This window comes from Halopseudomonas aestusnigri, assembly GCF_002197985.1.
Taxonomy (GTDB): domain Bacteria; phylum Pseudomonadota; class Gammaproteobacteria; order Pseudomonadales; family Pseudomonadaceae; genus Halopseudomonas; species Halopseudomonas aestusnigri.
In genome coordinates this window covers 1-25,958 of the sequence record NZ_NBYK01000021.1, presented here as the reverse complement: position 1 = coordinate 25,958, position 25,958 = coordinate 1, and the positions used below count along the sequence as shown (strand labels likewise).

Below are 25,958 nucleotides of genomic sequence, written 5' to 3'. Positions count from 1 at the left end.
CGCCCTGACGGCGAGTCACTTTTCTTTGCGTGGCCAAAGAAAAGTAACCAAAAGAAAGGCCACCCCGACTACGCGGCCCTTCGGGTTCGCTGCGTTGCTCGATTTATCGGGGAGTCGTAAAACTCGTCGCTGCGCTCCTCAGACACCCTACGACTCTTTTTCCCGATAAATCTGCGCTACTCGCCCGCGTAAACGGGGACTCGGGGTCCGTGCAGGCAATACGGTTCGCGCCTTGCCCAAAAAACAGCTTGTCGTGTGTTCTCCTTTCGCTAAAGTAGGAAGCACTTCACAAATTTCGCTGCGGCGCGAATACGTCAAAAGCACCAAGGAGGGTGGCAACTGTATGATTTTATTGGGAAATTATCTGTATCTACTTTCGGTGTTATACCGGGCGCACTAATTATGTATTAGTGCTGCATGCTATCTAATCACTGTTAGCAGTAAATAACATGGAAATTTCAGGTTTATACATTTACGTTGATGGCTCCGATCTAGAAGAAATAGCGGAGCAAATTGAAAGCTCATTAGTTGAGTGGTTGGCTTCAAATAACATAGATGCCAAAGTTATTAATCATCAACACGAGCGCACGCCAGATCTTTCGCTCGAAGATTTAGCGGGTTGGGATTTAGGTTTAAATATTGGTCTTGGTCAAATTAACTCTTTGCCCGAGCTTCTGGACCAAATCTATAGTTTGGGGCTAAAACACAATCGGGATTTTGTTGTTGGTTGCTATTCTGAAGGTAGTGGTATTTCAGAAGATATCTCCTTTTTTGGTGCCGAGAGCGGAAAGCCAAAATCGGAGCAAATAGCTGAGTTCTTAAATTAAACTGCTAACAAGCGGCTCCACCGGGCAAATTTCAGAGTCACCTTTTTTGTCCCAAAAAAGCCGCCGATAAAATTTGCTCGGTGAGCCAGGCGTTATGTATTAAAAAGCTCTCAGTAATCACTGGATTTTTCAAAGCGAACCCAATATCGTATTGTCAGGTCTTAATCCTGAGGCCTGAGAGACAGAGGATTCAGCAATGAAAAATCCGTTTGAAACGCAACAAACCCGTGCGAGAAAAGAGTTTAAAGCTCTTGGTCGTGCTGAAAAAAATGACATTTCTGAAGCAGAAATTGTGAAGGAAATGACAAAAGACATGGCAAATCCAGAATCTGCTGCAGCTCTAATGCAAGCAGCGGCTGCAGTTATGTACATGCAGGCCGTAAAGGGGGGTGAAACTCCAATCACTGCCGCAGTTAATCGGTGTTTAGCTCGAAAGCGCAGCGAAGAATCGAGCGCTGAACTTAATACCGAACCGGCCTAGATATCCTTGTCTTGCTTGCCCTTACCTTCTTGCCGGAAGGTAAGGGCTTTTTGTCTATACTGCGTGTAAAACATAACAAAGCAATGAACCGGATGGTTTTTAAGTAGCATTTTTGCCATTTCGCTTCGCTACATTTTACGGCAAAAGTGCTACTTAAAAACCACCGGTTATCGCAACGTTAAGCGTCATCGGCAGCATGGAGGCCAGCATGAAGTTAAATAAAATGAATGTAGCTCGTCGCCAGCTTGAAGTAGCGATAGAGCTATTCCTCGCTGATGGAGACCTGATCTCGATAATCACTCTGGCAGGTGCGGCGGAAGAAATATTTGGGAAAATTTCCATAAAAGCAGATAAAGAGAACTCACTGAGCCTCATGGTCAGAACTCACAAGACCCTAGGCAGCACCGCCACCGAGAAAGAGCTAATAAAGCACGCAAATCTAGTTAGAAACTCATTGAAGCATGCCAATGACGAGGGCGACGAAGAGATCGAATTCGACGAACGGCAAGAAGCCATATCCATGTTGAGTCGAGCGCTAACAAACTACTTCAGAGTTAGCATTGGTGACGCGATCCCATTAATGGAAAGAGTCTACAAACACCTGCATCGCGTTGAAGACGCTTAACAATTGATTCAAGTCGTTCGCTTCGCTCACTCAGGACGGCCGCAAGCGGCCGCCCCTTAACCAAACGTTAAAGCTCTAGGAGGAACGAATGTCCGATGACGACAAAGAGAAAAGTTACGCTGAGACTTTCTATGAGAAGGTTCAAGCAGGCGAACCAATAATGCATGTAGTAGTAGAACCTCCAGTAAAAGCTGGTACGGAAGATGGGATGGTATATATAGACTCACATAATTTCGTAGCTGGTGGCACTAACATGGCAGCCGTAACACGCGTTTATTTAACCCCTTCTGCTGCAATGGGCTTAAGAGATTACCTCAATGGCTTAGAGTTTGAAGTTATCGGGAGTGGTTCAAAAGGCGGGCACTAAGGCTTTAACAAGCGCATGTTGTTCGCCCCTACGGGGCTGGGACCTCCGTTCCGCTCCGCTTCACTTCGGCCTCAAATGCGGGCTTTATGTGTCATGGAGCAGTCAATGACGGAAGAAGTAGAAACAGAATATGGAGCACTTTTAGTCGATACATCAATGTTTGATGGGAATGGTTTGCGACTGGAAAAGGGGCTGCTGGGTAAACTAGCGCAGTTTAAGAAAAGCCCAATAGTATACCTTTTCCCTGATGTCATAAAGAATGAGGTTAAAAGTCATCTAGAAAGTAAGATTAAGATTTCTAGAGCTGCTCTGGAAAAAGCATTAAACGATGCAGGAGATCACCTATTCTTTGAAGGCAGTGAATTAAATGATGCTAAACAGGTTCTTATCGATAGCAAAGAGATCGAAGGGCTTGCTGAAAGCAGGGTTGAAAACTTTATAGAGTCTACAGGTGCGTTAGTTTTAGATAGTGGAGAATACGTATCAGTATCAGACCTTCTTGCGGAATACTTCTCGAATAAGCCGCCATTTGCCGAAACAGGTAAAAAGAAAAATGAATTTCCAGATGCCATCGTATTGATGGCTGTAGAGGCTTGGGCTGATGAAAATGACATCGACGTATTGGCCGTAGCGCAAGATGGAGACTGGAAAAATTACTGCGATTCATCAGATCGAATTGATTATCAAGAGGATCTATCGAAAGGTTTAGCCAGCTTTAACAGAACAAATGCCCCATATGCGCTATTAGCAAACTTAGAAAAATCCCTAAACAACAATACTGCTAGCACTTTCCTTTCATCCATAGAGTCCGGATTAGAATCGGTTTTTGATGGCTTTACTCCGGATCAAGAAGCTGACTCGCATCTATATTGGGAGCCTGAAGGCTGCCACGGTTGGTTTAAAGAGTTTGAGCTAGTGGGTACAGAATTCCGAATAATTGATAAAGATGAAGATTGGGTTGTTTTGGAGGCGTTAGCAAATATCACCGTAGAAGCAGAGGGTGAATTCTCTCTTTCAGTCTATGACTCGATTGATCGTGACCATGTAAATATGGGTGGTATCACAGCTACGGCAATTGAAACTTTCGAGTCTGAAATTCTCATTACAATATCAGGCGATCTTGATGGCCCGATCGACGACCTTACGGTTGATGAAATTGAGGTTGTAAGTCCTATTGGAACAATTGATTTCGGAACTATTGAACCCGATTATAGTGAATACGACTAGAACACATAACAAGGCGCTGCTACGGAAAATTTGCTCGCTGGCGCTCTCAAATTTCCGCAGAGCGTGGCGTTGAGGCTGTAGAAAAAAACCTGATTTGGCGGTCATGCGTGCTTCTTCAGGTTACGGACAGGTAGGGGTACCCGTTTCATAATCCGGTTCGAGGCCGTATGACCACCACCCCTGACAGTGGTCAACTGTCAGATGAATACCGTATCAGCACCTCAAGTATCGCCTTCAACGCGCGTGATCTCATGTATCTGCTTTTCAGACGGGCCTAACCCTGGCTTTGCTGATGAGTCTCAAGCGATGTCGCAATCTGCTGCATCAGGTCCATGCTTTGCAACACATGCAATGTCTCTTGCTGCTGCGACCATTCAGCGGCGCTGACGACCACAAAGTCGTTTCCATCGGGACTGGTCACCCTGATCGGGAGGCGCTTGGCTGACGCTTGAGGTGCAGACTTGTCGAGCTTGTCTTCAAACGTGCGGAGGCTAACTGTTTTCATTGGGTTTACCTGTGCGGTGCTTTGGAACCAAGATAGCCGGGATGCAGCGCAAAGCAACCACCCCCACACCAACCAAATCACGACCAAATCTACTCCCAAAGTATCATTCGTACCCCCCGATCCCGGTGTTTAACTGAGTCCGTCGGTTCCTGCCGACGCTGTAAACCCACGCAATAACAAGAGGATCGACCCATGTGGACTAAACCCAGCTACACCGACCTGCGCATTGGCTTTGAAGTCACCATGTACTTTGCCAACCGCTGAGTACCGGGCGCCCCGGTTTCCGGGGCGTTTAGGCACGCTGGCCGAGGACAGATCCCATGCATGTACAGATACTTGGTTCAGCTGCTGGCGGTGGTTTTCCGCAGTGGAACTGTAACTGCCGCAACTGCGACGGCCTGCGCCGTGGCACGCTGAACGCGAAAGCGCGTACCCAATCTTCCATTGCCTTGTCTGACGACGGGGTGAACTGGATTCTCTGCAACGCTTCCCCCGACATTCGCACCCAGCTGGAGCAGACGCCTGTGCTGCAACCGGCGCGGGCGGTGCGTGATACGGCGATCCGGGCGATTGTGTTGATGGACAGCCAGATCGATCACGTGACCGGGTTGCTGACCCTGCGTGAGGGTTGTCCGCACGAGGTCTGGTGTACCGATATGGTCCATGAGGACCTGCAGACCGGCTTTCCGCTGTTCCCGATGCTGAGCCATTGGAACGGTGGTTTGCAACGCCGGCGGATCGGGCTGGGTGAGCCGTTCCGTATTCCGGCCTGCCCGGCGCTGGAGTTTTTGCCGATTCCGCTGCGCAGTGCGGCGCCGCCGTATTCGCCGCACCGCAACGACCCGCACCCCGGCGACAACATCGGCCTGCTGGTGCGCGACACCAATACCGGCGGGGTACTGTTTTACGCGCCGGGCCTGGGCCAGCCGGATGACGGGCTGCTGGCGACCATGCGTGATGCCGATTGCCTGCTGGTGGACGGCACCCTGTGGCGTGACGACGAGATGGCTTTTGCTGGCGTGGGCGACAAGCTCGGCAGCGAGATGGGCCACCTGCAGCAGAGTGGGCCGGGCGGGATGATCGAGCTGCTGGATGCGCAGCCGGCCAGCCGCAAGGTGCTCATTCATATCAACAACACCAATCCGATCCTGGACGAGGACTCTGCCGAGCGTGCCGAACTGGTGGCGCATGGCATCGAGGTTGCCCATGACGGTATGCAGATCGTTCTGTAAGGAGGCCGCCATGCAGCGCGAGCCGATGAGTATTACCGAATTCGAGCAGGCCCTGCGCGACAAGGGCCGCTACTACCACATTCATCACCCGTTCCACGTTGCCATGTACGACGGCAGCGCCACCCGCGAGCAGATTCAGGGTTGGGTGGCGAATCGTTTCTACTATCAGGTCTGCATTCCGGTGAAAGACGCGGCGATTCTGGCCAACTGCCCGGACCGCGACACCCGCCGCGAGTGGATTCAGCGCATCATCGACCACGATGGCGAGCCGGGCAGCGAGGGCGGCATCGAGGCCTGGCTGCGCCTCGGCGAGGCCGTGGGGCTGGATCGTGAGGTGCTGCTGTCGCAGGAGCTGGTGCTGCCGGGTGTGCGCTTTGCGGTGGATGCCTACGTCAACTTCGCCCGCCGGGCCAGTTGGCAGGAGGCGGCCAGTTCGTCGCTGACCGAGCTGTTTGCCCCGCACATTCACCAGTCGCGGCTGGACAGCTGGCCACAGCATTACCCGTGGATCGATCCGGCCGGGTACGACTATTTCCGCAAGCGCCTGAAAGAGGCCCGCCGCGACGTCGAGCACGGCCTGCGCATTACCCTGCATCACTACACCACCTGGGAGGCGCAGCAGCGCATGCTGGAGATTCTGCAGTTCAAGCTGGACGTGCTCTGGAGCATGCTCGATGCGATGACCATGGCCTACGAGCTGGAGCGCCCGCCGTATCACACGGTCACGGCCGACAAGGTCTGGCACCGGGGGATTGCGCTATGAGCCCGGTGGTGCGTGACAACACGCCGGTGCTGCGCCCCGGCTTTCGTCTGCAATGGGAACCGGTGCAGAACAGCCACGTGCTGCTCTACCCGGAGGGTATGGTCAAGCTGAACGAAAGCGCCGCCGAAGTGCTGTTGCTGGTCGACGGCAAGCGGCCGGTCGCTGACATCATCAACACGCTGACAGACAAGTTTCCCAATGTGCCGGGACTGGACGAAGACGTTCTGGCCTTTATCGAGGTGGCCCATGCTCAACACTGGCTCCACATCCGCTGAACAGGGGCCACCGCTGTGGCTGCTGGCCGAGCTGACCTACCGCTGCCCGCTGCAGTGCCCGTACTGCTCGAATCCGCTGGAGTTTGCCAACCACAAGGGTGAGTTGAGCACGGCTCAGTGGGTCGACGTGTTCACCCAGGCGCGGGCGCTGGGCGCGGCGCAGCTGGGCTTTTCCGGTGGCGAGCCGCTGGTGCGCGAAGACCTCGCCGAGCTGATCGGCGCGGCGCGCGAACTGGGTTTTTACACCAACCTGATCACCTCCGGCATGGGGCTGACCGAGGCCAAGATCGAGGCCTTCCGCGAGGCTGGGCTGGATCATATCCAGATCAGCTTTCAGGCTTCCGATGCCGAGATCAACAACATGCTGGCCGGCTCGCGCAAGGCGTTCGAGCAGAAGCTGGCGATGGCGCGGGCGGTCAAGGCGGCCGGTTATCCGATGGTGCTCAACTTCGTGACCCACCGGCACAACATCGACCAGATCGACCGCATCATCGAGCTGTGCGTGGCGCTGGAGGCGGATTTTGTCGAGCTGGCGACCTGTCAGTATTACGGCTGGGCGCACCTGAACCGCGCCGGGCTGCTGCCGACCAAGGCGCAGCTGGATCACGCCGAGCAGGTCACTAACCAATGGCGCGAGAAGCTGGCCGAGCAGGGCAACCCGTGCAAGCTGATTCTGGTCACCCCGGATTACTACGAGGAGCGCCCCAAGGGCTGCATGAACGGCTGGGGCAATATCTTCCTGACCATCACCCCGGACGGCACCGCGCTGCCGTGCCACAGCGCGCGGCAGCTGCCGGTGAGCTTCCCGAGCGTGACCGAGCACAGCCTGTCACACATCTGGTATGACTCTTTCGGTTTCAACCGCTTTCGCGGCTATGATTGGATGAGCGAGCCGTGCCGGTCCTGCGACGAAAAGGAGAAGGACTTTGGCGGCTGCCGCTGTCAGGCGTATCTGCTGACCGGCGATGCCACCCAGGCGGACCCGGTGTGCAGCAAGTCGCCACACCATCACAAGATTCTGCAGGCCAGAGCCGAAGCAGAGCAGCCCCAGCCGGGGATAGAGGAGTTGACCTTCCGTAATGAACGTACCTCGAGGATCATCTGCAAGGTCTGATGTAACCGTGCCCGGCCGCTGGCCGAGCGACTTCAGTGCAGCGCAGGCGGTCGCCGCCAGCGCTGACTACAGCGATCTGTGCTGCGCCGACGGCGCGCTCTGGTGGCTGACCTTCCGCCCGCAGCAGGGTTACAGCGTGCTGCAGCGTTGGCAGGACGGCGTCACCCGCACCATTACCCCCCAAGGCCATTCCGTACGCAGCCGCGTGTATGAGTACGGCGGCGGCAGCTTTTGCGTGCTGCCCGGCGAGTACGAACCGGATTGCCTGCTGGTATTCGTCAACGAAGCCGATCAGCAGCTGTATCTGCAATGCCCGGAAGGGCAACGCCTTGAACCACTGACCAATCACCCCGAATGCCGCTACGGCGGACTCTGCGCCGACCTTGCGCGCCGCCGCGTGCTGGCGGTGGAGGAGGCGCATCTGCCGGGGCGAGTGGAGCACCGGCTGGTCGCCATCGGGCTGGATGGCACACGCCAGTTGCTCGCCAGTGGCGCCGACTTCTACCACAGCCCGCAGGTCAGCGACTGCGGCACGCAGCTGGCGTGGATCGAATGGGATCGCCCCGACCTGAGCTGGACGCGTACCCGGCTGATGCGGGCAACGCTGGCCGACGACGGCAGTGTCGCGGCGGTGCAGTCGGTCGGCGGCGCGGAAGACGCATGGCAGCAGCCGCGCTTTGATGCCAGCGGCCAGCTGTGCTGCCTGTCTGACCGCAGTGGCTATTGGGTGCCCTGGCAGGTTGCGGCTGACGGCCCGCGCAAGTTACCGGCGATTGCCGCCGACCACGCACCTGCGCCCTGGCAGCAGGGCAGCAACACCTGGCTGCCGCTGGAGGACGGCTGGATGGCGCTGAGCTGGAGCGAGGCCGGTTATGGCCATCTTGCCCTGCGCCATGCGGCGAGTGCTGAAGAGCGCCGGTTGGCGCATGCCTACAGTCGTTTTCGTCACCTGTGCAGCGACGGCACGGCGCTGTACTGCATCGGCGCGTCGCCCAGCTGCACCGCCGCGATTCTGCGTATTGAACTGGCCACCGGTGAACTGACCCGCCTGCTGGGCGAGGACACGGCGCTGGACGCTGCCGATCTGTCGCGCCCCGAGCGATTGCTGTACCTGAGCGCGGGCGGCGAGAGCGCCCACGGCTTTTTCTACCCGCCGCGCAATCACGCCCAGCAGCTGGATCAGCCGGCACCGTTGTTGATCTTTACCCACGGCGGGCCGACCTCGGCCTGTTATCCGGTGCTGGATAACCGCATCCAGTTCTGGACCCAGCGCGGCTTTGCCGTTGCCGATCTCAACTACCGTGGCAGCACCGGATTTGGTCGCGCCTACCGTCAGCGCCTGCAGGGCAACTGGGGCGTGACCGACGTGGAAGATGTGCTGGCGGCGGTCGACTATCTCGCTCAGCAAGGCAAGATCAACCCGGCGCAGGTATTTATTCGCGGCTCCAGCGCCGGCGGCTACACCACCCTGTGCTCGCTGGTGGCCGGAGCGGAGCGCTTCCGCGCTGCGGCCAGCCTGTACGGCGTCAGCGACCCGCTGCAACTCAGAGCGGTGACCCACAAGTTTGAAGCCGACTACATCGACTGGCTGATCGGCGATCCCGACACCCAACCTGAACGCTACGTCGAGCGCTCACCCCTGGCCCAGGCCGACCGCATCCGCACCCCGGTGATCTTCTTCCAGGGCCTGCGCGACGCTGTCGTACTGCCCAGCCAGACCGAACAGATGGTCGCCGCGCTGGATGACAACGGCGTGCCCGTGCACTGCGTCACCTTCGCCGACGAACGCCACGGCTTCCGCCAGGCAGCGCATCTCGCGCAGGTGCTGGAAGAGGAGTTGGCGTTTTATCAGGCGTGGTTGTAGAACTGCATTGGGAAGGTCGAGCTCCCGCTCGACCACCGCCCCCCGTGCAATGCCATGGCCGAGTTGGAACTCGGCCTTCCCGGATTGCCCGAAGGCAAGCTGCCGCGTTTAGCTTGGCGCCGACGCTCAACCCTCCGTCATCTCCGCGCAGGCAAGGATCCATTGCGGGTACCGGCTCATCACTGGATTCCTGTCTTCGCGGGAACGGCGTTTGGTTGAGGTGCGCGTTTTTATGGGGAATGGGCAGCCGGGTTTTAACGCAGCAGGGCGAGCAGCGACACGGAGGTCAGCGCACCGCTGGTAATCAGCACCGGTATCAGCGCAGCGCGGCTGCGTTCGTGCTTTAGCATGCGCAGCCCGCGGCGGTAGCGGTGCTGCTGGCTGCTCCACAGGGCCGTGGCCAGGCAGACGAGAATCAGCGCCACTTCCAGCCGCTGGCCGCTTTCGACGTGCAGCCAGCGCAGGGCCAGGCAGCCGACCAGCAGCAACGACAACTGGGTGCGGGCCCAGGCCAGTTGGGTGCGTTCGGCCTGCAGGCCGGGATCGGGCGGGGTGAAGCTCACTGCTCAGAGATACCAGGTCAGCAGCAGCGCGGTGCCGGCGCAGCCCAGTGACAGCAGCGGAATGATGCGCGCCAGAGGCAGCGGGCGACGCTGGCGCAGGGCGCGTTCAACGTTAAGCCAGCGCAGGGCGGACCCCAGACTCAGCAGGCCGCTGAGAATCAGCAGGCAATCGACCATCAGGCGCCGTGCTTCCGGGCTGAAGGTCTGCTGGGTGAAGGCTTCGACGGCAATCGCGCCGCCCAGCAGGGCCAGCGAGGTGCGCACCCAGGCGAGATAGGTTCGCTCGTTGGCGAGGGTGAAGCGCGGGTCGGGTTCGTCTCCGCCGAGCAGGCGGGTGTGGGTGCGTTCGCGCAGGGCGCGCAAGGCGTGGCGTGCTTTCATGCGGGATGCTTCTCGGCAAAAAGCCCGGTCGCAGGCACGACCGGGCACAGGGCTTAGCGTACGCCGCTGCTGCGCAGGGCACCCGGGGAGTAGTCCGAGGTGCTGGCGCGGTAGTCGAAGCGATAACCGTCGCGCTGTTCGTTGGCCATGCTGAGGGCGATATAGCGGCCGTTCTGCAGGTCATGGAACACGTCGGCGGCACTCAGCGGCGCCTGCTGTGCGTAGTGGTAGAAACTGTGGCGCTCGCCCACCCGCCAGAGCTGATCGCGGGTGTCGTAGTGGTCGACTTCGGCAATCGACCAGCTGTCTTCGTCGATGTAGAAACGACGGGTCTTGTACACGTGACGCTGGCCGTCCTTCAGCTCGGCAACCACTTCCCAGACGCGATGGCGCTCGTAGCGGGTATGGTTCATCGCCAGATGGCCGGGCTGAATCATCTCCTCGTAGGTCAGATCCGGTGAAGCCAGACGGTAGCTGTTGTAGGGGATCAGCAGCTCCTTCTTGCCCACCAGTTTCCACTCGTAGCGATCCGGTGCGCCGTTGTACATGTCGCGGCTGTCAGCGGTGCGCAGGCCGGCGGTGGTGGCGCCGGTCGCATCGTAGTTGATGCTCGGCGCGCGGCGCACACGGCGTTGCCCGGCCGTGTAGATCCAGGTGCGGCGCGGGTTGGCGATCTGGTCAAGGGTCTCGTGAACCAGCACCACTTCACCTACCTGACGGGCCGGCGCGGTGATCTTGTGGCTGTAGTAGAACAGCACATCGTCTGAGTCGGCCGGCTCGTAGTCGGTGGTCTGGTCGACGGGGGTGTAGTGCTGCTCAGTGGTGGTGATCACATAGTCGCCGTTGGGCTGCGGCGCGGCGGTGTCGGTGATCGAGATGCTGCTGCCGGTATTGAAGCGGGTAATGTGGTTCCAGATCACTTCCAGGCCGGTTCTGGGGATCGGAAAGGCGACGCTGCCGCGGAAGCCGTCCAGGCCGTTGCCATCGTTGATCAGTCGGGCTTCGGTCGCGTTACGTGCTGCTTCTTCGGCGACTTCAGCGGAGAAACCGACGCTGCGATGGGTCTCGTAGACCGGCAGCACATAGGTTTCCGGGTAACGCTGGAGCATCGCGATCTGACCGTCGGTCAGCAGCTCGCGATGCTGCTCGTAGTTAGCGGCATTGATGGTGAACAGCGGCTGTTCGCTGGCAAAGGGGTCGCTCGGCGTGCCGTTGGGCAGGATAGTACCGGCGTCTTTCGGCAGGCCGCCGGTCCAGGCCGGGATGCTGCCGTCGGCGTTGCCGGCGCGCTCGGCGCCGATCGGTGTCAGGTCCTGGCCAAGGCGTTTGGCTTCCTCGGCTGCTACGCCAGCGTGGGTGGCCGGGGCCAGCAGGGCGGCGCTCAGCAGGCTCAGGGAAAACAGGCGGGTGTATTGGTTCATCGGTGTGCTCCGCATCAGAAGGTAACGCCGACGCTAAGGGCCACGAAGTCGCGGTCGCCCTTGGTGCCGTAGTCACCGTCGAAGTAATTGGTGTAGGAGATATTGGCGCTGTAGGTGCGGTTGAACTCCGCGCCCAAGCCCAGGCTGATGGCGGTCGATCCTTCGGAGAAGCCAGAGGTTTCGGTCGGGCTGTGACCCTCGACATCATGCGACCAGGAAACGCTTGGCTTCAGGTCCATGCCGGCCAGGGCGTCGGCGTAGCTCCAGATGGCGCGCACGCGGTAGCCCCAGGAGAAGTCGGTAGCAAAGCCGTCGTCATTGCAGTGTTCGGGTGTTTCCGAGCCAGCCAGACAGATGCTGTTGTCGGCCAGTTCGCCCTGCCCGAAGGTGCTGTTGCGGCCGTAACGCGGGCCGAAACCGCCTTCAATACCACCGATGAAGGTGGCACCCGCTTCGCCCACCAGGAAGAACTGGTCTGCGCCCATCACTTGGCTGAAAGAGTGGGTGGCGGTCATCTGTACCTGGGTGACCTCCTTGCGACGATAGCCATTGCTGCGCGCGCCGTTGGCGGTCGAAATGGCGCCACTGCTGACCAGCGGCGAGCGGTCCGGGTTGTTCAGCGCCGAGTTGGTCATGTCGGTGCCGTTGAACTGCAGCGGCATGTTCGGGCGGTAGCTGATCTCGCCCTGCAGCGCGGTGCCGGTGCGCAGGTTGGTGGCGAAGGTCAGGCCGTACAGGCGGATGTCTTCCGGGTAGTCGACATAAAAGCTGGAGGTGCCCAGACGCAGGGCGCCGGTCAGGGCGCCGGGCACACCGACCGGATTGCCGCCGTTGGCGTACGGGCTGTTGATCAGGCTGCTGTACGGCATGCGGCTGTGGTAATTGGCGAAATAGGCACCGAACTCGGTGTCCAGCGGCTCGACGAACCAGCGCATCGCCAGACCGAACTGGCCGCCATTGCGGGCATCGTTGTCGCCGCTGCGCTTGACCTGGATACCGGCCGGCGTGATGTTCACGCCATAGGGCGCGAGGGCGGCGATGGCACCGGCATTGGCCGACAGATCAGGGCCGACGAAGCGACCGTCGCAACCCTCGGGGATCGAGTCGTTGCCGCTCATGAAGGTGCCGCAGTTGTCGAGCTTGGTCTGCTCCCAGTCGAGCTGGTAGAAGCCTTCAACGGACAGGTTGTCGGTCAGGTTCTGGATGCTGTAGAGCATGTTGACCGGCACCAGACCTTCCTTGATCTCCGAACCGGGGCGACGCAGGGCACTCAGGTCGGCTGGGTTGATGACGTTGATGCCGCCCTGGATAAAGGTGCTTTCACCCCAGTTGACGACCTGCTTGCCCAGTCGCACGGTGCCGGGCTGCCCGGCTAGGTCGTAGTTGTGATAGAAAAACGCGTCCAGCAGTTCGATGCCGGCGGACTTCATCGAGGTCTTGCGGCCGGCGTCTTCAATGTCGATATAGCGTTGGCTTTCGTCGCGTACCGCGTAGTCGTACCAGTAGCTGCCGCGCAGGAATACGCCGCTGTCGCCGTAGCGCAGTTCCAGGTCGTGGGTGCCCTTGAACAGCTTGGAGTAGATGTCACCGGAACGGTAGTTCAGACGGCCATCGTCGCCGCTGGCGCTGCGCATCAGGTCTTCGTCCGGGTTCTCGGTGGAAATGCTCATGCCCAGGCTCAGCGAGGAGGTCAGCTGGCCGTCGATGTCACCGAGCTGGAAGGTTGAGGCGGCAGCGGGTGTTGCGGCGCAGGCCATGGCCAACAGCAGGATGGGGTAGGGGGCACGGCGCCCGTTTAAGTCAGTCACTATCAGGACCCTCATTTTTATTATCGGTCGGACTGCATGAATGGTTCATGCGTATTTGTGATGGACTGCATGCTATTGCTGCGGTTATTGGCCCGCAAATACAGTATTTCGATGGTGTTTATAACGTTTTGGTATGGGGCGGCGCGCAGCCGCGGCTGCCCGTACGCCGCGGCGGGCGTGCATCTTGACGCTGGGGAGAATGCGCACCGCACCTGCAGGTGTGCAGGTGCGGTGCGAGGGCTGATCAGTGCCTGGCGCTACGGCGGCGCAGGCCGATACGCCAGGCGAGGAACAGGGCCAGCAGGATAAAGCCACAGGCGATCGGACGTTCCAGCAGATAGCCGATTTGGCCATCGGCCAGCAGCACGCTTTGGCGCACGTTCAGCTCGAATGCCGGGCCCAGTACGAAGCCGATGATGAAGGTCACGAACGAGAAATCCAGCAGCCGCATGAAGAATCCGAGCACGGCAAAACCGATCAGCAGCCAGGCGCTGAACAGGTTGCTGGAGACGATGATGCCGGTCACGCAGAGCAGCACCACGCAGGGCAGGATGATCGGCAGCGGCAGGCGGATCACCTTGACGAACAGGTGCATGGTGAACAGGCCGAACACCAGGTTGCACAGGGTGCCGAGCAGCATGGCGCCGAAGATCGCGTAGACCAGCCGGCCCTGTTCGGAGAACAGCTGCGGCCCGGGGGTGATGCCGTGGATCACGAAGGCGCCAAGAATCAGCGCCGCGGCCACGTTGCCGGGGATGCCCAGCGATAGCAGCGGAATGAAGTTGGAGCCGACCACCGCCGAGTTGGCGGCTTCTGTTGCGGCCACGCCGCGAATGTCGCCCTTGCCGAAGTTGCTGTCCGGCCCGGCGGCGCGCTTGGCCGAGGCGTAGCCCAGGAAGGCGGCAGCGGTAGAACCGAGCCCGGGAATGGCGCCAATCACGGTGCCGATGCCGGTGGAGCGCAGGATGGTCGGCAAGATGTGGCTGAAGTCTCGCCAGCGGAAGCGGTTGGCGCTGCTTTCGCCCAGCTCGGTTGGCTCTGCCTGGCTGCCTGTATCGCCGTGGACGCTGGCCTGACGAAAGATCTCGCCCAACGCCAGTACGCCGATACCCACGGCGCTGATCGACAGCCCGCCCATCAGCTCGGGAATACCGAACGACAGACGTTCACCGGCGGTTTCCGGGTCGGTGCCGACCAGGCTGAGCAGCACCCCGAGCGCAGCGGCAATCAGGCCTTTGAGCATCGAGTGGCCAGCCAGCCCGGCGACCACCACAAAGGCCACCAGCACCACGGATGCCATCTCCAGCGGCCCCATCTTCACTGCCAGCACCGCCAGCGGCGCGGCGACCAGAAACAGCACCAGATCACTCATGGCATCGCCGCTGACGGAGGACGCGTGCGCCGTGCGCAACGCTTTCAGCGCCTGCCCGTTGCGCGCCATCGGGTAGCCGTCGAAGGTGGTGGCCGTGGCCTCGGCCGAGCCTGGCGTGTTCATCAGGATGGCCGAGACCGCGCCGCCCAGGGTGCCGCCCTTGTTGATGCCGACCAGAAAGCCAATGGCGGTGACCGGGCTGAGGTAGAAGGTGAACGGCACGGCAATGGTAATCGCCATCAGCGCACCGACGCCCGGCGCGGCGGCAAAGATCTGGCCGATCAGCACGCCGGCGCCGATGTAGAGCAGGTTGCTCAGGGTGAAGGCGTCGGCCAGCCCCAGCAGAATGTCTTGCATGATCGTAGCTCCTCAGTCCAGGGGCGCGCCCAGCGCGAATTTGAACAGCAGCCACAGGGCCAGCGGCCAGAGTGTGGCGGTGGGCAGAATGCGGCTGGGTCGCCGCTCGCCCATTGCGAGCATGAAGGTTGCGACCAGCAAGGCGGCCCCTGCGAGGTAACCGAGCCACTGGATCAGCGCGAGACTGCCGGCCATCAGGCCGGTCAACAGCAGCAGGCGGCCTAGGTGCCGTCGGCTGAAATCGATGCGCCGGGCGTCTACCCGGCTGCACAGACGGTTGATGCAAAGCAGTGCGCCGAGAGCGGTGATGGTGCCGACGCAGGCGTAGGGGAAGAAGCGCGGCGACAGGCCAAAGCCGAAGCCGTTGCCGATGTAGTTCGGAATCAGGTAAAGCAGGCCGATCAGGCCGGCCAGCACAATCAGCAGGCCGGCCCAGAGATCAAGGGTTCGTTCAGACATGGTGTGCGGACTCAGTTGGCAGTGGAATCAGGCGCTGCCTGACGGCGGTAGCCCTCGGCAGTACGTTGCACAAAGCGGGTTATCTCATCTGGCGTCATCACCACATTGGGAAAGCCCATGCGCTGCTCGGCCAGCTGAGCGACGCGCGGCGACTGGCTGGCCTTGACCAGCGCAGCGCTCAGACGCTGCTTGATCTCGGCCGGCAGCCCGGCCGGTGCCGCCAGCACAAAGTAGGACGAGTACCCCATGGGATAGCCCAATTCCTGAATTGCCGGTTTGCCGGGTGAGGCGCGCAGGCGTTCTTCGTTCAGCGAGGCGAGCACACGGATCTTGCCGTCGCGCAGGAATGCCTGATGCACCCCGGCGCTCCAGGCGATATCGATATGCCCGCCAATCAGGCTGTTGATAACGTCCATGCCGCCACGCATGGGAATGAAACGAATGCGGATGCCCTCGCGCTCGGCAATCAGATTGAGCACGTCGCGGGTGATAGGCGAGGGCGAGCCGTAGCTGAGCCCGTGCTCACGGCCGTAGGCGAGCATCTCGTCCCAAGTGCCAAAGGGCGCATTGCCACTGGCAATCAGGGCGTTCTGCAATTGGCTGACGGTGGTCAGATAATCGAAATCATCGGTCTGGTAGCGCAACGGTGTGATCGCCGGCATGCCGTCGAACGCGGAGTTGGCGCCCAGCCCGATGGTGTAGCCGTCGGGTTCTGCCTGGCTGAGCGTGGTGGCCATGACAATACCGCCGCCGCCGGCGACATTGCGCACGGTAACGGGCTGGCCCAGCTCCATGCTGAGCTGGCGCGCGACCAGGCGGGCCAGGGTGTCGGCGCCGCCGCCGGGGCTGAAGCCCACCAGCAGGTTCAGCGGTTTGGCTGGCCAGCTGGTGGCGTGGGCCGCCGGCATCAGGGCGCCGAGTAACAGCAGCATTGCTAGTACAAGGCGGTGGGTCAGCGTTGGCGCCCGTGCCGGCACCATGGGTAGTCGGGGTGTCATTGTAGTTGTGGTGCCTACTGGTTATGTGTTTTTGTAATGGGCTGGATGCTATTTGCTCGAATTGCTCGGATCAAATAGCGAAATATTCTAACAGGCATGCTTTTTTGTTATGGGGTGGCAATGACTCTCAAGCAACTTCGTTATCTGATCGCCATTGCCGAAGCCGGCAGCTTCTCCGCTGCTGCGCGCGACTCCTACATCGCCCAGCCGGCGTTGTCCCGGCAGATCGGCCTGCTGGAAAGCGAGCTGGAAATGCAGCTGCTGGAGCGCCGTCACGGCGGTACCGAGCTGACCGACGCCGGGCGGCGTTTGTATGAAATTGCCCGCTCGGTGATTCAAAAGGTGGATTCGGTCAAGGATGAGCTGGAGTCGACCCGCGGCAACCCGAAAGGCCGGGTGGCGATTGCCATTCCGGTGTCTGCCGCTTCGCTGTTACTGCCCGAGATTGTGACCCGTGCGCGTGAGAAGTTTCCAGCCATCGAGCTGCAGATCACCGATGGCATGAGTTCGGCGGCCGGCCATGCCATCGAGCTGGGGCATGTGGATTTTGGTGTGGTGCCCAACGCCGAAGAGCTTGAACTTGTCAGCGCCGAACCGGTGCTGCTGGAGGAGTTGTGGTGGTACGGGCGTATGCCGATGCCGACCAGCGGGCCTACGATCAGCTTTGCCGAGGCGCTGGGCGCGCCGCTGGTGTTGCCGCCCCGCTCGCTGCACCTGCGCCGACGGGTCGATCAGGCGGCGATGGAAGCAGGGCTGGAGCTGAACGTGAGCTTTGAGCAAAACTCGGCCCAGAGTATCAGCAGTCTGGTGCGTGCGGGCCTGGCCTGCACCATTACCAACTGGCCGCCGCTGGAAGATCAGGAACAGCAGTACGCGCGGCGGATCATCGAGCCGAGTATTCGGCGCACCATTTCACTGGCCTACTCGGTCCATCGCCCGCTCAGCTTTCCGGCCTCCTGCATGCGTGATCTGGTACGGGCGACTCTGATTGATCTGGCCGAGAGTGGCCGCTGGAAGGGGTCGCTGATTGCGCCGCGCGAGCCGGCAACAGCCGGCTCGGCGGACGCCTGAGCTCAGGTCGCGGTCGCGGCTGCGGCGCTGTCGCCGGTGCCCAGAGTGCTCTGTGACCGGGCCGGATTCATGTACAGCAGACCCAGCAGGCCGGAGACGATCAGAATCGCACCGGTGACCATAAAGCCCTGCTCGTAGCCGCTGGCAACGTGACCGGTGGCGTTCTGCACCAGCAGGCCGGTGACCACCGGCGCACTCAGGCCGGCGATGGAGGCAAAACCGTTGCCCATGGCCAGAATGCTGCCGCGCTGGCTGGCGGGGGTGATCTCACCGAGAATCGCCGGGCCGACCGAGTACATTACCAGGGCAAAGCCGCCGCTCAGGGTCATCAGGGTGACGCGCGCGGCGACCGGGATATCCGGCATGGTCTGGGCAAAGGCCAGCAGGCCGCTGATGATCAGGCTGATGGAGACAAAGACGCAGCGCGCCAGACGCGAGGAAAACCCGCGACGCATCAGGTCCTGCGACCACCAGGCCATGATCAGACTGAGCGGCGTGGTGACGACGACAAACAGCGCGAACAGGCGGCCGGTGTTCAGCGAGTCAATGCCCAGGCCGACTTCCAGATAGGTCGGCACCCAGGTCAGGGTCAGGGCCAGCGACCAGTTGGCGGCAAAGTGGCAGACGTAGTTGCTCAGTACCGTGCGGTCGCTCAGCAGGCGCCGGTAGGGCAGGCGCTCGGAGGAGGTCGGCAGCTGACTGGCGCGGGCCTGATCGAGGCGGCCTTCCTCGCCGAATTTCAGCCACGCCAGACACCAGACAAAGCCCAGCACTGCCAGCACCGCAAAGTTGGCGCGCCAGCCCCAGTGCAGGGTAACCCAGGGAATCATCAGACCCGCGACCAGCAGACCCAGCGAGCTGCCGGAATGCAGCAGGGCAACCGGCAGGCTGCGCTTGTTGTCCGGGAACCACTTGTACAGCGCGTGGGTGGCGATGGGGGAGGCCGGGCCCTCGCCAATGCCCAGCAGCACGCGGCAGGCGATGATCGCCCAGACCGAGGTGGCGAGCAGCATTGGCAGCTGAATGACCGACCAGAACGCCGCCATGATCAGCAGCAGGGTGCGGGTTGGCTTGTGGTTGGCGAGAAAGCCGCCGGCGACCGCGGCCATGGCAAACAGCCAATGCAGGCTGCCGCCGATCAGACCGAATTCAGCCGGGGTCAGATCCAGATCTCGCATCATCGGTACGGCGACCAGACCGATGACCACCTTGTCGAGGAAGTTGACCAGCATCATGGTCGCCAGCAGACCGGCGATGGTCCAGGCCGTTTTCGGCCGGTAGAGGGTGTCTTGGGCTGTCATGGGGAATTCTCGAATTGTTGTAATGAAAACGCCCCGGCACAGGCCGGGGCGCGTCAGCGTGGGCCCTCTTAGCCCGGCATGAGCAGTCCCTTGGCGATGGCGTTGCGTTGAATTTCACTGGTGCCGGTGAGGATGCGCATCATCCGGCTGGCGCGGAACAGAAACTCCACCGCGTTGCCCTGAATCAGGCCTGACCCACCGTGCACCTGTACCGCCCGGTCGATGATGCGGAAGGCGGTTTCCGAGCAGAACAGCTTGCTCATGGGCGACTGCACGGCGATGTTATCACCGGCGTCATACTGCGCCGCCGTGGCATACATCAGCGCGCGTGCGGCGGCCAGCTCGGTCGCCATGTCAGCGATCATGTGATTGACCGCCTGGAACGCGGCAATCGGCTTGCCGAACTGGCTGCGGGTCTGGGCGTGACGGATCGACAACTGCAGCGCCAGACCGGCCATGCCGAGCATGGTCGGGCAGTGCAGCAGGCGGTTGACGGTGATGCGGCCCATCGCCAGCTTGAAGCCTTTGCCTTCCTCGCCAATCAGGTTTTCCACCGGTACGCGGACGTTTTCCAGGGTGATGTCGCCGTGGGCGCCCTTGCCGGACATCACGCCGTAGTCATCACGCACACTGGCGCCGTCGGCCTTTAAGTCGACGAAGAAGGCGGAGATGCCGGCGGCACCGGCATTCGGATCGGTCACGGCCATCAGTACGGCGTAATCGGCGTAGGATGCGCCGGAGATATAGCGTTTGCTGCCGTTGAGCACATAGTGGTCGCCGTCGCGCACCGCATTCGTGCTGATGGCGGTGGCGTCGGATCCGGCTTCGGCCTCGGTCAGGGCGAAGCAGATGGCTTTTTCGGCGCGGCAGATCGGCTGCAGGATGGCCTGTATCTGCTGGTCGCTCGCTACCTTGAACAGATGGCCGATACGTGGCGGGCCGCTCAGCTCGCCGAGGATGTGCGGGGCGAGCATGGCGCCGCTGAGCACCGTGGCTTCCTTGACCGCGCAGACGTCGGCCACGCTGAGGCCGGCGCCACCGAGGGCCTCCGGCAGCATGATGTTGTAAAAGCCCTTCTCGCAGGACATGCGCCATACCCGCTGCAGCAGCTCACGCGGGTAGCTGCCGCCCCACTGCAGGTTTTCACTTTTTTCCAGTGGCTTGATCTCGTCACGGACAAAGGCGTTGATGTCGGCAATGATGGCCTGGGCCTTTTCACTTGGTTGGAACATGGGGGGGCTCTCCGTGGGCTCAGATCTTGCGATCGGCGTTTTTCCAATAGGCGTCACGCACCAGTCGGCGCACGACCTTGCCATTGGGGTTCTTTGGCAGCTCATCGACAAAGTCGACACTGCGTGGCTTCTTGAAGCCGGCCAGATGCTCGCCGCAGTAGGCCATGATGGCCTCGGCGTCGAGTTGCTTGCCGGGCTTGAGCACGACCACGGCCTTGACCGCTTCGCCCCACTGATCGTCCGGTACGCCGACGACGGCCGCCTCATAGACTTGCGGCAGGGTATAGAGGACCTGTTCCACTTCGGTGGGGTAGACGTTGAAGCCGCCGGAGATGATCATTTCCTTCTTGCGGTCGACGATGAAGATGTACCCAAGGTCATCGACGGTGGCCAGATCGCCGGTCAGGTAGTAGCCGTCGCGCATGACCTCGGCGGTCAGCTCCGGGGCGTTCCAGTAGCCCTGCATGATATCTTCGCCCTTGGTGACGATCTCGCCGATCTCACCGGGTTTGACGTCTTCGAACTGTTCGTTCACGACGCGCAGATCGGTCTCGAAGTAGCAGCGCCCGCAGGACGCCAGACGACGATAGTTGTCGGTGCTGTCGAGGTGATCGGCTTCGGTGAGGATGGTTACCAGCGAGCAGGTTTCGCCGGCGCCGTAACCCTGAGCCAGGATCGGACCGAACACCTCCATCGCGCGCTTGACCAGCGCTGGGGCCATTGGCGCTGCGCCGTAGATGATCAGGTTCAGGCTGCTGAGGTCGTAGTCTTCCACGCCCGGCAGGTTGACCAGCCGGTTGATCATCGCCGGCACCATGAACAGGCGGGTGATGCGCTCGCGCTGGATGGTTTCCAGCAGGCCACGGTCGTCATATTGCTCGACCAGGTAGTTGCATACCCCGGCCTTGAGCAGCGGCATGATCTGCATGCCACTGGCGTGGGTAATCGGGCCGACGTGGGCCATGCGGTCACCCGGTTCGGCACGGCGGGTCGGGCTGGCAAGGCTCTTGCGGATCAGTGCCTTGCGATTGCCATAGCTGAGCATGGCGGCCTTGAGCACGCCAGAGCTGCCGGAGGTGTAGTGCAGCACGGCGAGTTTGTCGTCGGCTGGGTCGCGTGATTCAAAGGTGTCGCTGCCCTTGGCAAGCACGCCGTCGTAGCTGATGTCGCCGCCTTCGTCGCCCATGCAGATAATCCACTGCAGACGCGGCAGCTCAGTGCGGCGGGCCTGAATGGCCTTGGCAAACGCGAGGGTGGTGATCACGCCGACGCTGTGGGAGTCTTCCAGCACGCGGATGATTTCATCGATCGACAGGCGCGCGTTGATCGGCACCTTGACCATTGCGGCTTTGTACAGCGCGACTTCAGCTTCGATCAACTCGACCCGGTTGGGCGCCAGGATGGCGATATGGGCGCCTTCGGCCAGGTCCAGATTGACCAGGCCTGAGGCCAGGCGGTTTGTACGACGCTCCAGTTCGGCAAACGTCAGGCGCAGGCGCGAGTCGACAGCGGCTTCAAGGTTTGGCCAGTAACGGGCGCTGCGGGTCAGTATCTTTCCGAGATTCACGTGGGGGTCACCTGAGCTGGTTTTATTGTCGGGCTATGCTAATCGCGGCTCGGAAACCCCCGCCAATACAACAAGTTGATGCTATCCATGCCGAGTTGATATGGCTCTGTCGCCGTCATCGTGAGAAGGTATTTCCGGGTTATACGGGTGCCCTAAAACAGCCTATTGATGCGAGTTGACGACCGGGTTTGGCCTGCTTTGCCGGTCATAGGTAGGGAAACAGAGCCTGCATGAGGGCAGCGCAGGCTTGGCCATAACAGAGCAGCGTGCTTTGCTTTGGATGATTGTCCGAGTGCGGCAGACAGCCGTGTATGGCCGGGGCAGCCCAATCAGGCGCAGGCTGTGCGGCTGCGTGTTAGTCTCGTCGGGTTGCCAATAAAGCGAACAAGAGGAGAGGTCTGTGAGCGTGTTTTCCCCTGTGCAGTGGTGCCTGAAGGCGTCGGTCGATGTACCTGTGATGGAGACAGCAGATGACTGGCTGGCCAATTGGCGGCAGTTGCCGTTGGGCGAGCTGTCGCCCTTCGCACTGGCGGTGATGGGTGGCTTTCAGGCCGATCGTGCGGCCTGGGCCTTCAGCGCCGGGTACGAGGCGGCGTTGCGGGCGATGTTCCCGCAGATCAGCGGTGGCGGGCTGCACGGCTTCAGTCTGAGCGAGGAGGGCATTCGCAGCCCGCGTGATTTGCAGACCCTTTGGCAAGCCGACGACGCAGGTGGTATTCGCCTGAGTGGCAACAAGGGCTGGGTGCCGCTGCCTGAGCATTGCGAGGCGTACTTTGTGGTGTGCCGCGCCAGCGGGCAGGAAGGCGCTCTAAGCGTGGTGCGCATGCCTGCCACGGCGGACGGTGTGTCGATGAGTCCGCGCAATCCGGCGGCCTTTATGCCCGAGCTGCCGGCCGCGCGCATGCAGTTGCAGGACGTGGTGCTGGATGCCTCGGCGATGCTACCCGGTGATGGCTGGACCGATTATGCCCGGCCCTTTGGCGCGCTGGAGGAGCTGTATGTCAGTGCGGCGCTGATGGGTTATCTGCTGCGCGAAGGGCGTGCCCGTGATTGGCCGCAGGCAATGCTGCGGCAGATGCTGGCGGCCATCACCTTGCTCGAGCGGATTGCCGCCGAGGCAGGATCCGATCAAGGCCTGGTATTGCTGGCCGGCGCGACCGAATGGGTGCGTACATTGATGACGCGAGCAACTGCGCAGTGGGCCGAGCAGCCGGAGGACGCCGGTGGGCAACGCTGGGCTCGTGACCAGACAGTGCAGCGCATGTGGGCTGCCGCCGGTGCCAGACGGGGTGATCGGGCCTGGCAGGCGCTGAGCCCGAGCGCGTGATCAGGCTCCGGCGTCGCTGACCAGTGACGCCGGAGTGCCGGCTGCCTGGTATTTGAACAGTGGGAAGAGCACCGCCAGCGGACAGGTCAGAGCGGCAATCAGCCCGGTCCAAAGGGTCTTGAAAATCAGGTACTGACTGACGCTCAGCTGCTCAATGCCGAACAGACCGAGCAGCGCGATGGTGGGTGCAGCGTAGATCAGTGTTGCCATGAGACCGATGCACAGGGCAGCGCCGAAAGGGCGGTCCGGCAGGTAGCGAATGATCTGTCGCAGCACGCTGAATCGGTCCGCGGTGACTGCGGGAAACTGGCCGCTGCTGACCTTGCGGCGCTGCAGGGCTATGGTGATCCAGCTCAGCAACATGCAAAGGACAAGGGCGGTGATCACCAGGTCGGCGGCGATTCCGCCTTCGCCACGCAGACTGAGCGTCGCCTGCTCACGGAGCAGTATCCAGGCAACTGCGCCGTTGAGCAGCGCATTGACGACAAAGGTGGCAATCACTTCGGTTCTCAGGTGCGAGTGTATTGAGTTGCTCATGGGGGTCTCGTTGTTATCATTGTCGGCCATTCAGCTGCCAGCCAGCGTAGTGTGCGATTACCGGCTCCACAAGCTGCAGCGCCGTTTTGCTGATTTTTGCTGATTATCGGAGATAGCCATCCTCATGCCAGCTCGTTCTGCTACTGCTACTGCTACTGTCTCTGCCCGTGAGGTGTATCAACTGTTCCGCGATGTTGCCCTGCAGCAGAGCACGCTGATGCGCGATGACGGGCCGCGCTGGGCCGAGATCGACACTGGCGTGGTGCATGTCTGCATCGATGGCCGGCGTATCGCTCTGTTCAAGGACGCCGGCGAGCTACACCACTGCCTGGGCTGCGAACTGGAAGACGGTCGTGTTGCGGGGCAGGATAGCTGGCGCGGTGCTGGTACCGATCCGCTCGAGTTGCTCAGTGTGTGGGAACGAGCACAGTTGCTGAAGGCTCTGGAACGGCTCTAGTGGCAGGATGACAGCAGCGCGCGAGCGTGAAACAATCGCCGGCCAGTCGTTTTGAGGTGTCTGTTAATGCCGCGTTTGTCCGCCGAGCAGCTGTCCGAGGAATGGGGGCTGTTAAACCAGAAGTTCAGTCAGCAGAGTCGTCGCTTTGTACTGGAGTTCTGCATTCGTCATGCTGTTGATCTGACCGAAACGTTCTACTCGGAGATGATGGCCGATCCGGCTGCGTCGCTTTTTCTCTCGCATGATCAGGTTCAGGGCCGCCTGAGTCTGTCCATGCGTCGCTGGCTGGAAGGGTTGTTTGACAGCGAGGATGAGGTCGCGCTGGCACGAATCATTGCCGAGCAGAAGAAAGTAGGTGAGGTTCATGCCCGCATTGATATCCCGGTGCACCTGGTGCTGCGCGGTGCACGTTGTCTCAAGGACCGTTTCGTCGCGTTGCTGCAGGAGGATTGCGAGCTGTCCGATCGCGAGCACCTGGATGCGGCGCGGCTGATGTCGGACACCGTGGATCTGGCGATGGAGGTCATGAGTCACGCGTATGCCACCTCGCACGATCGTAACTCGCGCAATGAAGAAGCCTATCGCCTGTTTTCGGTCACCCAGAACATTGCTACTGAAAAGGAACGTCAACGGGCCGCGCTGTTCGACTGGGAGAATCAGTTGATGTTCGATCAGGCGGTTGGCCAGAGCGGTGAACACCTGCCGCGTATTCTCGCCTCCGAGTTTGGCCTGTGGTTCCGGCACAAGGGCGCCCATGCGTTTGAGGGTGCGCCGGAGGCCCAGCAGATTCTTGATGGTATGGAGCGGATAGACGATGTGCTGCTGCCGCTGTTCGACCAGGACCCGGCCGAGCGCATCGCGCGCCTGCGCGAATTGCGGGAAACGGTGAAGGCAATCCGGTTCAGCCTGGATCACTTGTTTGAGCAGAACAATGAACTGGAAGCCGGCCGCGACGTGCTGACCCGCCTGCTCAATCGCAAGTTTTTGCCGGTAGTGCTGACCCGTCAGGTCAGTCATGCCCGCAGCCACGGTACGCCATTTTCTGTGCTGGCGCTGGATATCGATTACTTCAAGCAGATCAACGACAGTTACGGCCACGAGGCCGGGGATCGGGTGCTGCAGCAGTTGGCCTCGCTGTTGATCAACAGCAGTCGTGCCGGGGATTACCTGTTCCGTCTGGGTGGCGAGGAGTTTCTCATGCTGCTGGTCGATACCGGACTGGATGGCGCGCGTCGCGTGGCCGAGAAGTTGCGCCGCGGTGTCGAGCAGGAAGTCTTCCGTCTGCCGCAGGATCGGACGCTCAACATCACGCTGAGTATCGGCGTTGCCTGTTTCAATGGTCACCCGGACTATCAGCAGTTGATGCGCCGTGCCGACGATGGCCTGTATCAGGCCAAGCACAGCGGCCGCAATCGGGTAGTGGTGGTCGAATAAACCCGTTCGCTCAGCAGCGCTCCTGCCCGGGGGCTGCGAGTCTGGTGTAGAGATCATCCCAAGCAGGATTGCTCTGCTCGATCAGGTTGATTTTCCATTGTCGTTTCCAGCGCTTCAGCTGCTTCTCGCGGCTGATGGCGCTGAGCATGTCGGCGGCTTGCTCGAAGTACACCAGGTGATGGATTCGGTAACGCTGGGTGAAACCACTGACCACGCCGTTCCTGTGCTCCCAGATACGCTTGAGCAGATTGCTGGTGACGCCTATGTACAGTGTTCCGTTGCGTTGGCTGGCGAGGATGTAGACGCAGGGGTGTTTGGTCATTGGGGCGCGCCTCGTGGTATGGCAGTGGGTCTATGTTGGCTGATGCATTTGCGCAACTGGATCCCCGCCTA

The 25,958-nt window shown here is 60.7% G+C and carries 28 protein-coding genes; 15 read left to right on the top strand and 13 right to left on the bottom strand.

Annotation, left to right across the window (positions count from 1 at the left end; genetic code table 11):
- The first annotated feature begins 449 nt into the window (after nt 1-449).
- From B7O88_RS17880 to B7O88_RS17290, 5 genes are all read left to right on the top strand, one after another.
- A complete protein-coding gene (locus B7O88_RS17880) occupies nt 450-827 on the top strand; it encodes a hypothetical protein (protein WP_140418607.1) in 378 nt (125 codons plus the stop codon).
- Between the two features lie 196 nt (nt 828-1,023).
- Nucleotides 1,024-1,308: a hypothetical protein gene (locus B7O88_RS17300; protein ID WP_200818488.1), complete on the top strand. Its 285-nt coding sequence runs from the start codon at nt 1,024-1,026 to the stop codon at nt 1,306-1,308.
- A gap of 208 nt (nt 1,309-1,516) precedes the next feature.
- Nucleotides 1,517-1,933: a hypothetical protein gene (locus B7O88_RS17295; RefSeq protein WP_088277988.1), complete on the top strand. Its 417-nt coding sequence runs from the start codon at nt 1,517-1,519 to the stop codon at nt 1,931-1,933.
- A gap of 88 nt (nt 1,934-2,021) precedes the next feature.
- The gene (locus tag B7O88_RS17875) at nt 2,022-2,300 is read left to right on the top strand and encodes a hypothetical protein (protein ID WP_140418606.1); all 279 of its coding nucleotides are present in this window, start codon (nt 2,022-2,024) and stop codon (nt 2,298-2,300) included.
- A gap of 105 nt (nt 2,301-2,405) precedes the next feature.
- Nucleotides 2,406-3,527: a PIN domain-containing protein gene (locus B7O88_RS17290; protein ID WP_088277990.1), complete on the top strand. Its 1,122-nt coding sequence runs from the start codon at nt 2,406-2,408 to the stop codon at nt 3,525-3,527.
- Between the two features lie 274 nt (nt 3,528-3,801).
- Here the strand turns inward: B7O88_RS17290 and B7O88_RS17285 are convergent, their stop codons facing one another.
- Nucleotides 3,802-4,032 carry a type II toxin-antitoxin system Phd/YefM family antitoxin gene (locus tag B7O88_RS17285; RefSeq protein WP_088277986.1) on the bottom strand — a complete coding sequence of 77 codons (231 nt, stop codon included), beginning with the start codon at nt 4,030-4,032 and terminating at the stop codon, nt 3,802-3,804.
- 192 nt (nt 4,033-4,224) lie between these two features.
- Here B7O88_RS17285 and pqqA point away from each other — a divergent pair, with 192 nt between their 5' ends.
- From pqqA to B7O88_RS17255, 6 genes are read left to right on the top strand one after another with little or no spacing between them, the layout of a single operon-like run.
- Nucleotides 4,225-4,296 (top strand): pyrroloquinoline quinone precursor peptide PqqA, encoded by a 72-nt coding sequence (gene pqqA / locus B7O88_RS17280; protein WP_063607997.1) that lies wholly within the window; start codon nt 4,225-4,227, stop codon nt 4,294-4,296.
- A 56-nt stretch (nt 4,297-4,352) separates the two neighbouring features.
- On the top strand, nt 4,353-5,264 hold the full coding sequence (pqqB, locus tag B7O88_RS17275; RefSeq protein ID WP_088277984.1) for a pyrroloquinoline quinone biosynthesis protein PqqB: 912 nt from the start codon (nt 4,353-4,355) through the stop codon (nt 5,262-5,264).
- A 10-nt stretch (nt 5,265-5,274) separates the two neighbouring features.
- On the top strand, nt 5,275-6,027 hold the full coding sequence (gene pqqC, locus B7O88_RS17270) for a pyrroloquinoline-quinone synthase PqqC (RefSeq protein WP_088277982.1): 753 nt from the start codon (nt 5,275-5,277) through the stop codon (nt 6,025-6,027).
- Nucleotides 6,024-6,302 carry a pyrroloquinoline quinone biosynthesis peptide chaperone PqqD gene (gene pqqD, locus B7O88_RS17265; RefSeq protein WP_088277980.1) on the top strand — a complete coding sequence of 93 codons (279 nt, stop codon included), beginning with the start codon at nt 6,024-6,026 and terminating at the stop codon, nt 6,300-6,302. The genes pqqC and pqqD overlap by 4 nt, the downstream gene beginning before the upstream one ends.
- A complete protein-coding gene (pqqE, locus tag B7O88_RS17260) occupies nt 6,274-7,416 on the top strand; it encodes a pyrroloquinoline quinone biosynthesis protein PqqE (protein ID WP_088277978.1) in 1,143 nt (380 codons plus the stop codon). The genes pqqD and pqqE overlap by 29 nt, the downstream gene beginning before the upstream one ends.
- The gene (locus B7O88_RS17255) at nt 7,382-9,280 is read left to right on the top strand and encodes an alpha/beta hydrolase family protein (protein ID WP_088277976.1); all 1,899 of its coding nucleotides are present in this window, start codon (nt 7,382-7,384) and stop codon (nt 9,278-9,280) included. Before pqqE ends, B7O88_RS17255 begins: the two co-directional genes overlap by 35 nt.
- 254 nt (nt 9,281-9,534) lie before the next feature.
- On the opposite strand, the gene B7O88_RS17250 is transcribed toward B7O88_RS17255, so the two are convergent.
- From B7O88_RS17250 to B7O88_RS17220, 7 genes are all read right to left on the bottom strand, one after another.
- Complete coding sequence (locus B7O88_RS17250) at nt 9,535-9,843, bottom strand: DUF202 domain-containing protein (protein ID WP_088277974.1); 309 nt, start codon at nt 9,841-9,843, stop codon at nt 9,535-9,537.
- Nucleotides 9,844-9,846: 3 nt separating this feature from the next.
- Nucleotides 9,847-10,224, bottom strand: coding sequence for a YidH family protein (locus B7O88_RS17245; protein WP_088277972.1), 378 nt, complete (start codon nt 10,222-10,224; stop codon nt 9,847-9,849).
- Between the two features lie 53 nt (nt 10,225-10,277).
- A complete protein-coding gene (locus B7O88_RS17240) occupies nt 10,278-11,645 on the bottom strand; it encodes a DUF1329 domain-containing protein (RefSeq protein WP_088277970.1) in 1,368 nt (455 codons plus the stop codon).
- A 14-nt stretch (nt 11,646-11,659) separates the two neighbouring features.
- Nucleotides 11,660-13,468 (bottom strand): DUF1302 domain-containing protein, encoded by a 1,809-nt coding sequence (locus tag B7O88_RS17235; RefSeq protein WP_088277968.1) that lies wholly within the window; start codon nt 13,466-13,468, stop codon nt 11,660-11,662.
- A gap of 229 nt (nt 13,469-13,697) precedes the next feature.
- Nucleotides 13,698-15,182, bottom strand: a complete 1,485-nt coding sequence (locus tag B7O88_RS17230; RefSeq protein WP_088277966.1) for a tripartite tricarboxylate transporter permease — start codon at nt 15,180-15,182, stop codon at nt 13,698-13,700.
- A 12-nt stretch (nt 15,183-15,194) separates the two neighbouring features.
- Nucleotides 15,195-15,641, bottom strand: a complete 447-nt coding sequence (locus tag B7O88_RS17225; RefSeq protein ID WP_088277964.1) for a tripartite tricarboxylate transporter TctB family protein — start codon at nt 15,639-15,641, stop codon at nt 15,195-15,197.
- An 11-nt stretch (nt 15,642-15,652) separates the two neighbouring features.
- Nucleotides 15,653-16,573, bottom strand: coding sequence for a tripartite tricarboxylate transporter substrate binding protein (locus B7O88_RS17220; protein ID WP_160003210.1), 921 nt, complete (start codon nt 16,571-16,573; stop codon nt 15,653-15,655).
- 186 nt (nt 16,574-16,759) lie between these two features.
- On the opposite strand from B7O88_RS17220, the gene B7O88_RS17215 reads away from it, so the two are divergent.
- A complete protein-coding gene (locus B7O88_RS17215) occupies nt 16,760-17,710 on the top strand; it encodes a LysR family transcriptional regulator (protein ID WP_088277960.1) in 951 nt (316 codons plus the stop codon).
- A 2-nt stretch (nt 17,711-17,712) separates the two neighbouring features.
- On the opposite strand, the gene B7O88_RS17210 is transcribed toward B7O88_RS17215, so the two are convergent.
- The 3 genes from B7O88_RS17210 to B7O88_RS17200 form a co-directional block, all read right to left on the bottom strand.
- The gene (locus tag B7O88_RS17210; RefSeq protein WP_088277958.1) at nt 17,713-19,011 is read right to left on the bottom strand and encodes an MFS transporter; all 1,299 of its coding nucleotides are present in this window, start codon (nt 19,009-19,011) and stop codon (nt 17,713-17,715) included.
- Between the two features lie 68 nt (nt 19,012-19,079).
- A complete protein-coding gene (locus B7O88_RS17205; RefSeq protein ID WP_088277956.1) occupies nt 19,080-20,243 on the bottom strand; it encodes an acyl-CoA dehydrogenase family protein in 1,164 nt (387 codons plus the stop codon).
- Between the two features lie 19 nt (nt 20,244-20,262).
- Nucleotides 20,263-21,810, bottom strand: a complete 1,548-nt coding sequence (locus B7O88_RS17200; protein WP_088277954.1) for an AMP-binding protein — start codon at nt 21,808-21,810, stop codon at nt 20,263-20,265.
- A 400-nt stretch (nt 21,811-22,210) separates the two neighbouring features.
- Here B7O88_RS17200 and B7O88_RS17195 point away from each other — a divergent pair, with 400 nt between their 5' ends.
- The gene (locus tag B7O88_RS17195) at nt 22,211-23,137 is read left to right on the top strand and encodes an acyl-CoA dehydrogenase middle domain-containing protein (RefSeq protein ID WP_088277952.1); all 927 of its coding nucleotides are present in this window, start codon (nt 22,211-22,213) and stop codon (nt 23,135-23,137) included.
- Here the strand turns inward: B7O88_RS17195 and B7O88_RS17190 are convergent, their stop codons facing one another.
- Nucleotides 23,138-23,674 (bottom strand): hypothetical protein, encoded by a 537-nt coding sequence (locus tag B7O88_RS17190; RefSeq protein ID WP_140418605.1) that lies wholly within the window; start codon nt 23,672-23,674, stop codon nt 23,138-23,140.
- A 124-nt stretch (nt 23,675-23,798) separates the two neighbouring features.
- Between B7O88_RS17190 and B7O88_RS17185 the strand changes: the two genes are divergently transcribed.
- Nucleotides 23,799-24,131 (top strand): DUF7693 family protein, encoded by a 333-nt coding sequence (locus B7O88_RS17185; RefSeq protein ID WP_140418604.1) that lies wholly within the window; start codon nt 23,799-23,801, stop codon nt 24,129-24,131.
- Between the two features lie 66 nt (nt 24,132-24,197).
- Nucleotides 24,198-25,565, top strand: a complete 1,368-nt coding sequence (locus B7O88_RS17180; RefSeq protein WP_088277946.1) for a diguanylate cyclase — start codon at nt 24,198-24,200, stop codon at nt 25,563-25,565.
- Nucleotides 25,566-25,575: 10 nt separating this feature from the next.
- On the opposite strand, the gene B7O88_RS17175 is transcribed toward B7O88_RS17180, so the two are convergent.
- A complete protein-coding gene (locus B7O88_RS17175; protein ID WP_088277944.1) occupies nt 25,576-25,887 on the bottom strand; it encodes a GIY-YIG nuclease family protein in 312 nt (103 codons plus the stop codon).
- Nucleotides 25,888-25,958: the final 71 nt, after the last annotated feature.

Coding starts and splice junctions, on each gene's coding strand:
- B7O88_RS17225 (WP_088277964.1), bottom strand. CDS start 15,641: ATGTCTGAACGAACCCTTGATCTCTGGGCCGGCCTGCTGATTGTGCTG.
- pqqC (WP_088277982.1), top strand. CDS start 5,275: ATGCAGCGCGAGCCGATGAGTATTACCGAATTCGAGCAGGCCCTGCGC.
- pqqB (WP_088277984.1), top strand. CDS start 4,353: ATGCATGTACAGATACTTGGTTCAGCTGCTGGCGGTGGTTTTCCGCAG.
- B7O88_RS17180 (WP_088277946.1), top strand. CDS start 24,198: ATGCCGCGTTTGTCCGCCGAGCAGCTGTCCGAGGAATGGGGGCTGTTA.
- B7O88_RS17235 (WP_088277968.1), bottom strand. CDS start 13,468: ATGAGGGTCCTGATAGTGACTGACTTAAACGGGCGCCGTGCCCCCTAC.
- B7O88_RS17205 (WP_088277956.1), bottom strand. CDS start 20,243: ATGTTCCAACCAAGTGAAAAGGCCCAGGCCATCATTGCCGACATCAAC.
- B7O88_RS17175 (WP_088277944.1), bottom strand. CDS start 25,887: ATGACCAAACACCCCTGCGTCTACATCCTCGCCAGCCAACGCAACGGA.
- B7O88_RS17290 (WP_088277990.1), top strand. CDS start 2,406: ATGACGGAAGAAGTAGAAACAGAATATGGAGCACTTTTAGTCGATACA.
- B7O88_RS17240 (WP_088277970.1), bottom strand. CDS start 11,645: ATGAACCAATACACCCGCCTGTTTTCCCTGAGCCTGCTGAGCGCCGCC.
- B7O88_RS17300 (WP_200818488.1), top strand. CDS start 1,024: ATGAAAAATCCGTTTGAAACGCAACAAACCCGTGCGAGAAAAGAGTTT.
- B7O88_RS17185 (WP_140418604.1), top strand. CDS start 23,799: ATGCCAGCTCGTTCTGCTACTGCTACTGCTACTGTCTCTGCCCGTGAG.
- B7O88_RS17285 (WP_088277986.1), bottom strand. CDS start 4,032: ATGAAAACAGTTAGCCTCCGCACGTTTGAAGACAAGCTCGACAAGTCT.
- B7O88_RS17880 (WP_140418607.1), top strand. CDS start 450: ATGGAAATTTCAGGTTTATACATTTACGTTGATGGCTCCGATCTAGAA.
- B7O88_RS17245 (WP_088277972.1), bottom strand. CDS start 10,224: ATGAAAGCACGCCACGCCTTGCGCGCCCTGCGCGAACGCACCCACACC.
- B7O88_RS17190 (WP_140418605.1), bottom strand. CDS start 23,674: ATGAGCAACTCAATACACTCGCACCTGAGAACCGAAGTGATTGCCACC.
- pqqD (WP_088277980.1), top strand. CDS start 6,024: ATGAGCCCGGTGGTGCGTGACAACACGCCGGTGCTGCGCCCCGGCTTT.
- B7O88_RS17230 (WP_088277966.1), bottom strand. CDS start 15,182: ATGCAAGACATTCTGCTGGGGCTGGCCGACGCCTTCACCCTGAGCAAC.
- B7O88_RS17210 (WP_088277958.1), bottom strand. CDS start 19,011: ATGACAGCCCAAGACACCCTCTACCGGCCGAAAACGGCCTGGACCATC.
- B7O88_RS17875 (WP_140418606.1), top strand. CDS start 2,022: ATGTCCGATGACGACAAAGAGAAAAGTTACGCTGAGACTTTCTATGAG.
- B7O88_RS17255 (WP_088277976.1), top strand. CDS start 7,382: ATGAACGTACCTCGAGGATCATCTGCAAGGTCTGATGTAACCGTGCCC.
- pqqE (WP_088277978.1), top strand. CDS start 6,274: ATGCTCAACACTGGCTCCACATCCGCTGAACAGGGGCCACCGCTGTGG.
- B7O88_RS17215 (WP_088277960.1), top strand. CDS start 16,760: ATGACTCTCAAGCAACTTCGTTATCTGATCGCCATTGCCGAAGCCGGC.
- B7O88_RS17295 (WP_088277988.1), top strand. CDS start 1,517: ATGAAGTTAAATAAAATGAATGTAGCTCGTCGCCAGCTTGAAGTAGCG.
- B7O88_RS17220 (WP_160003210.1), bottom strand. CDS start 16,573: ATGCTGCTGTTACTCGGCGCCCTGATGCCGGCGGCCCACGCCACCAGC.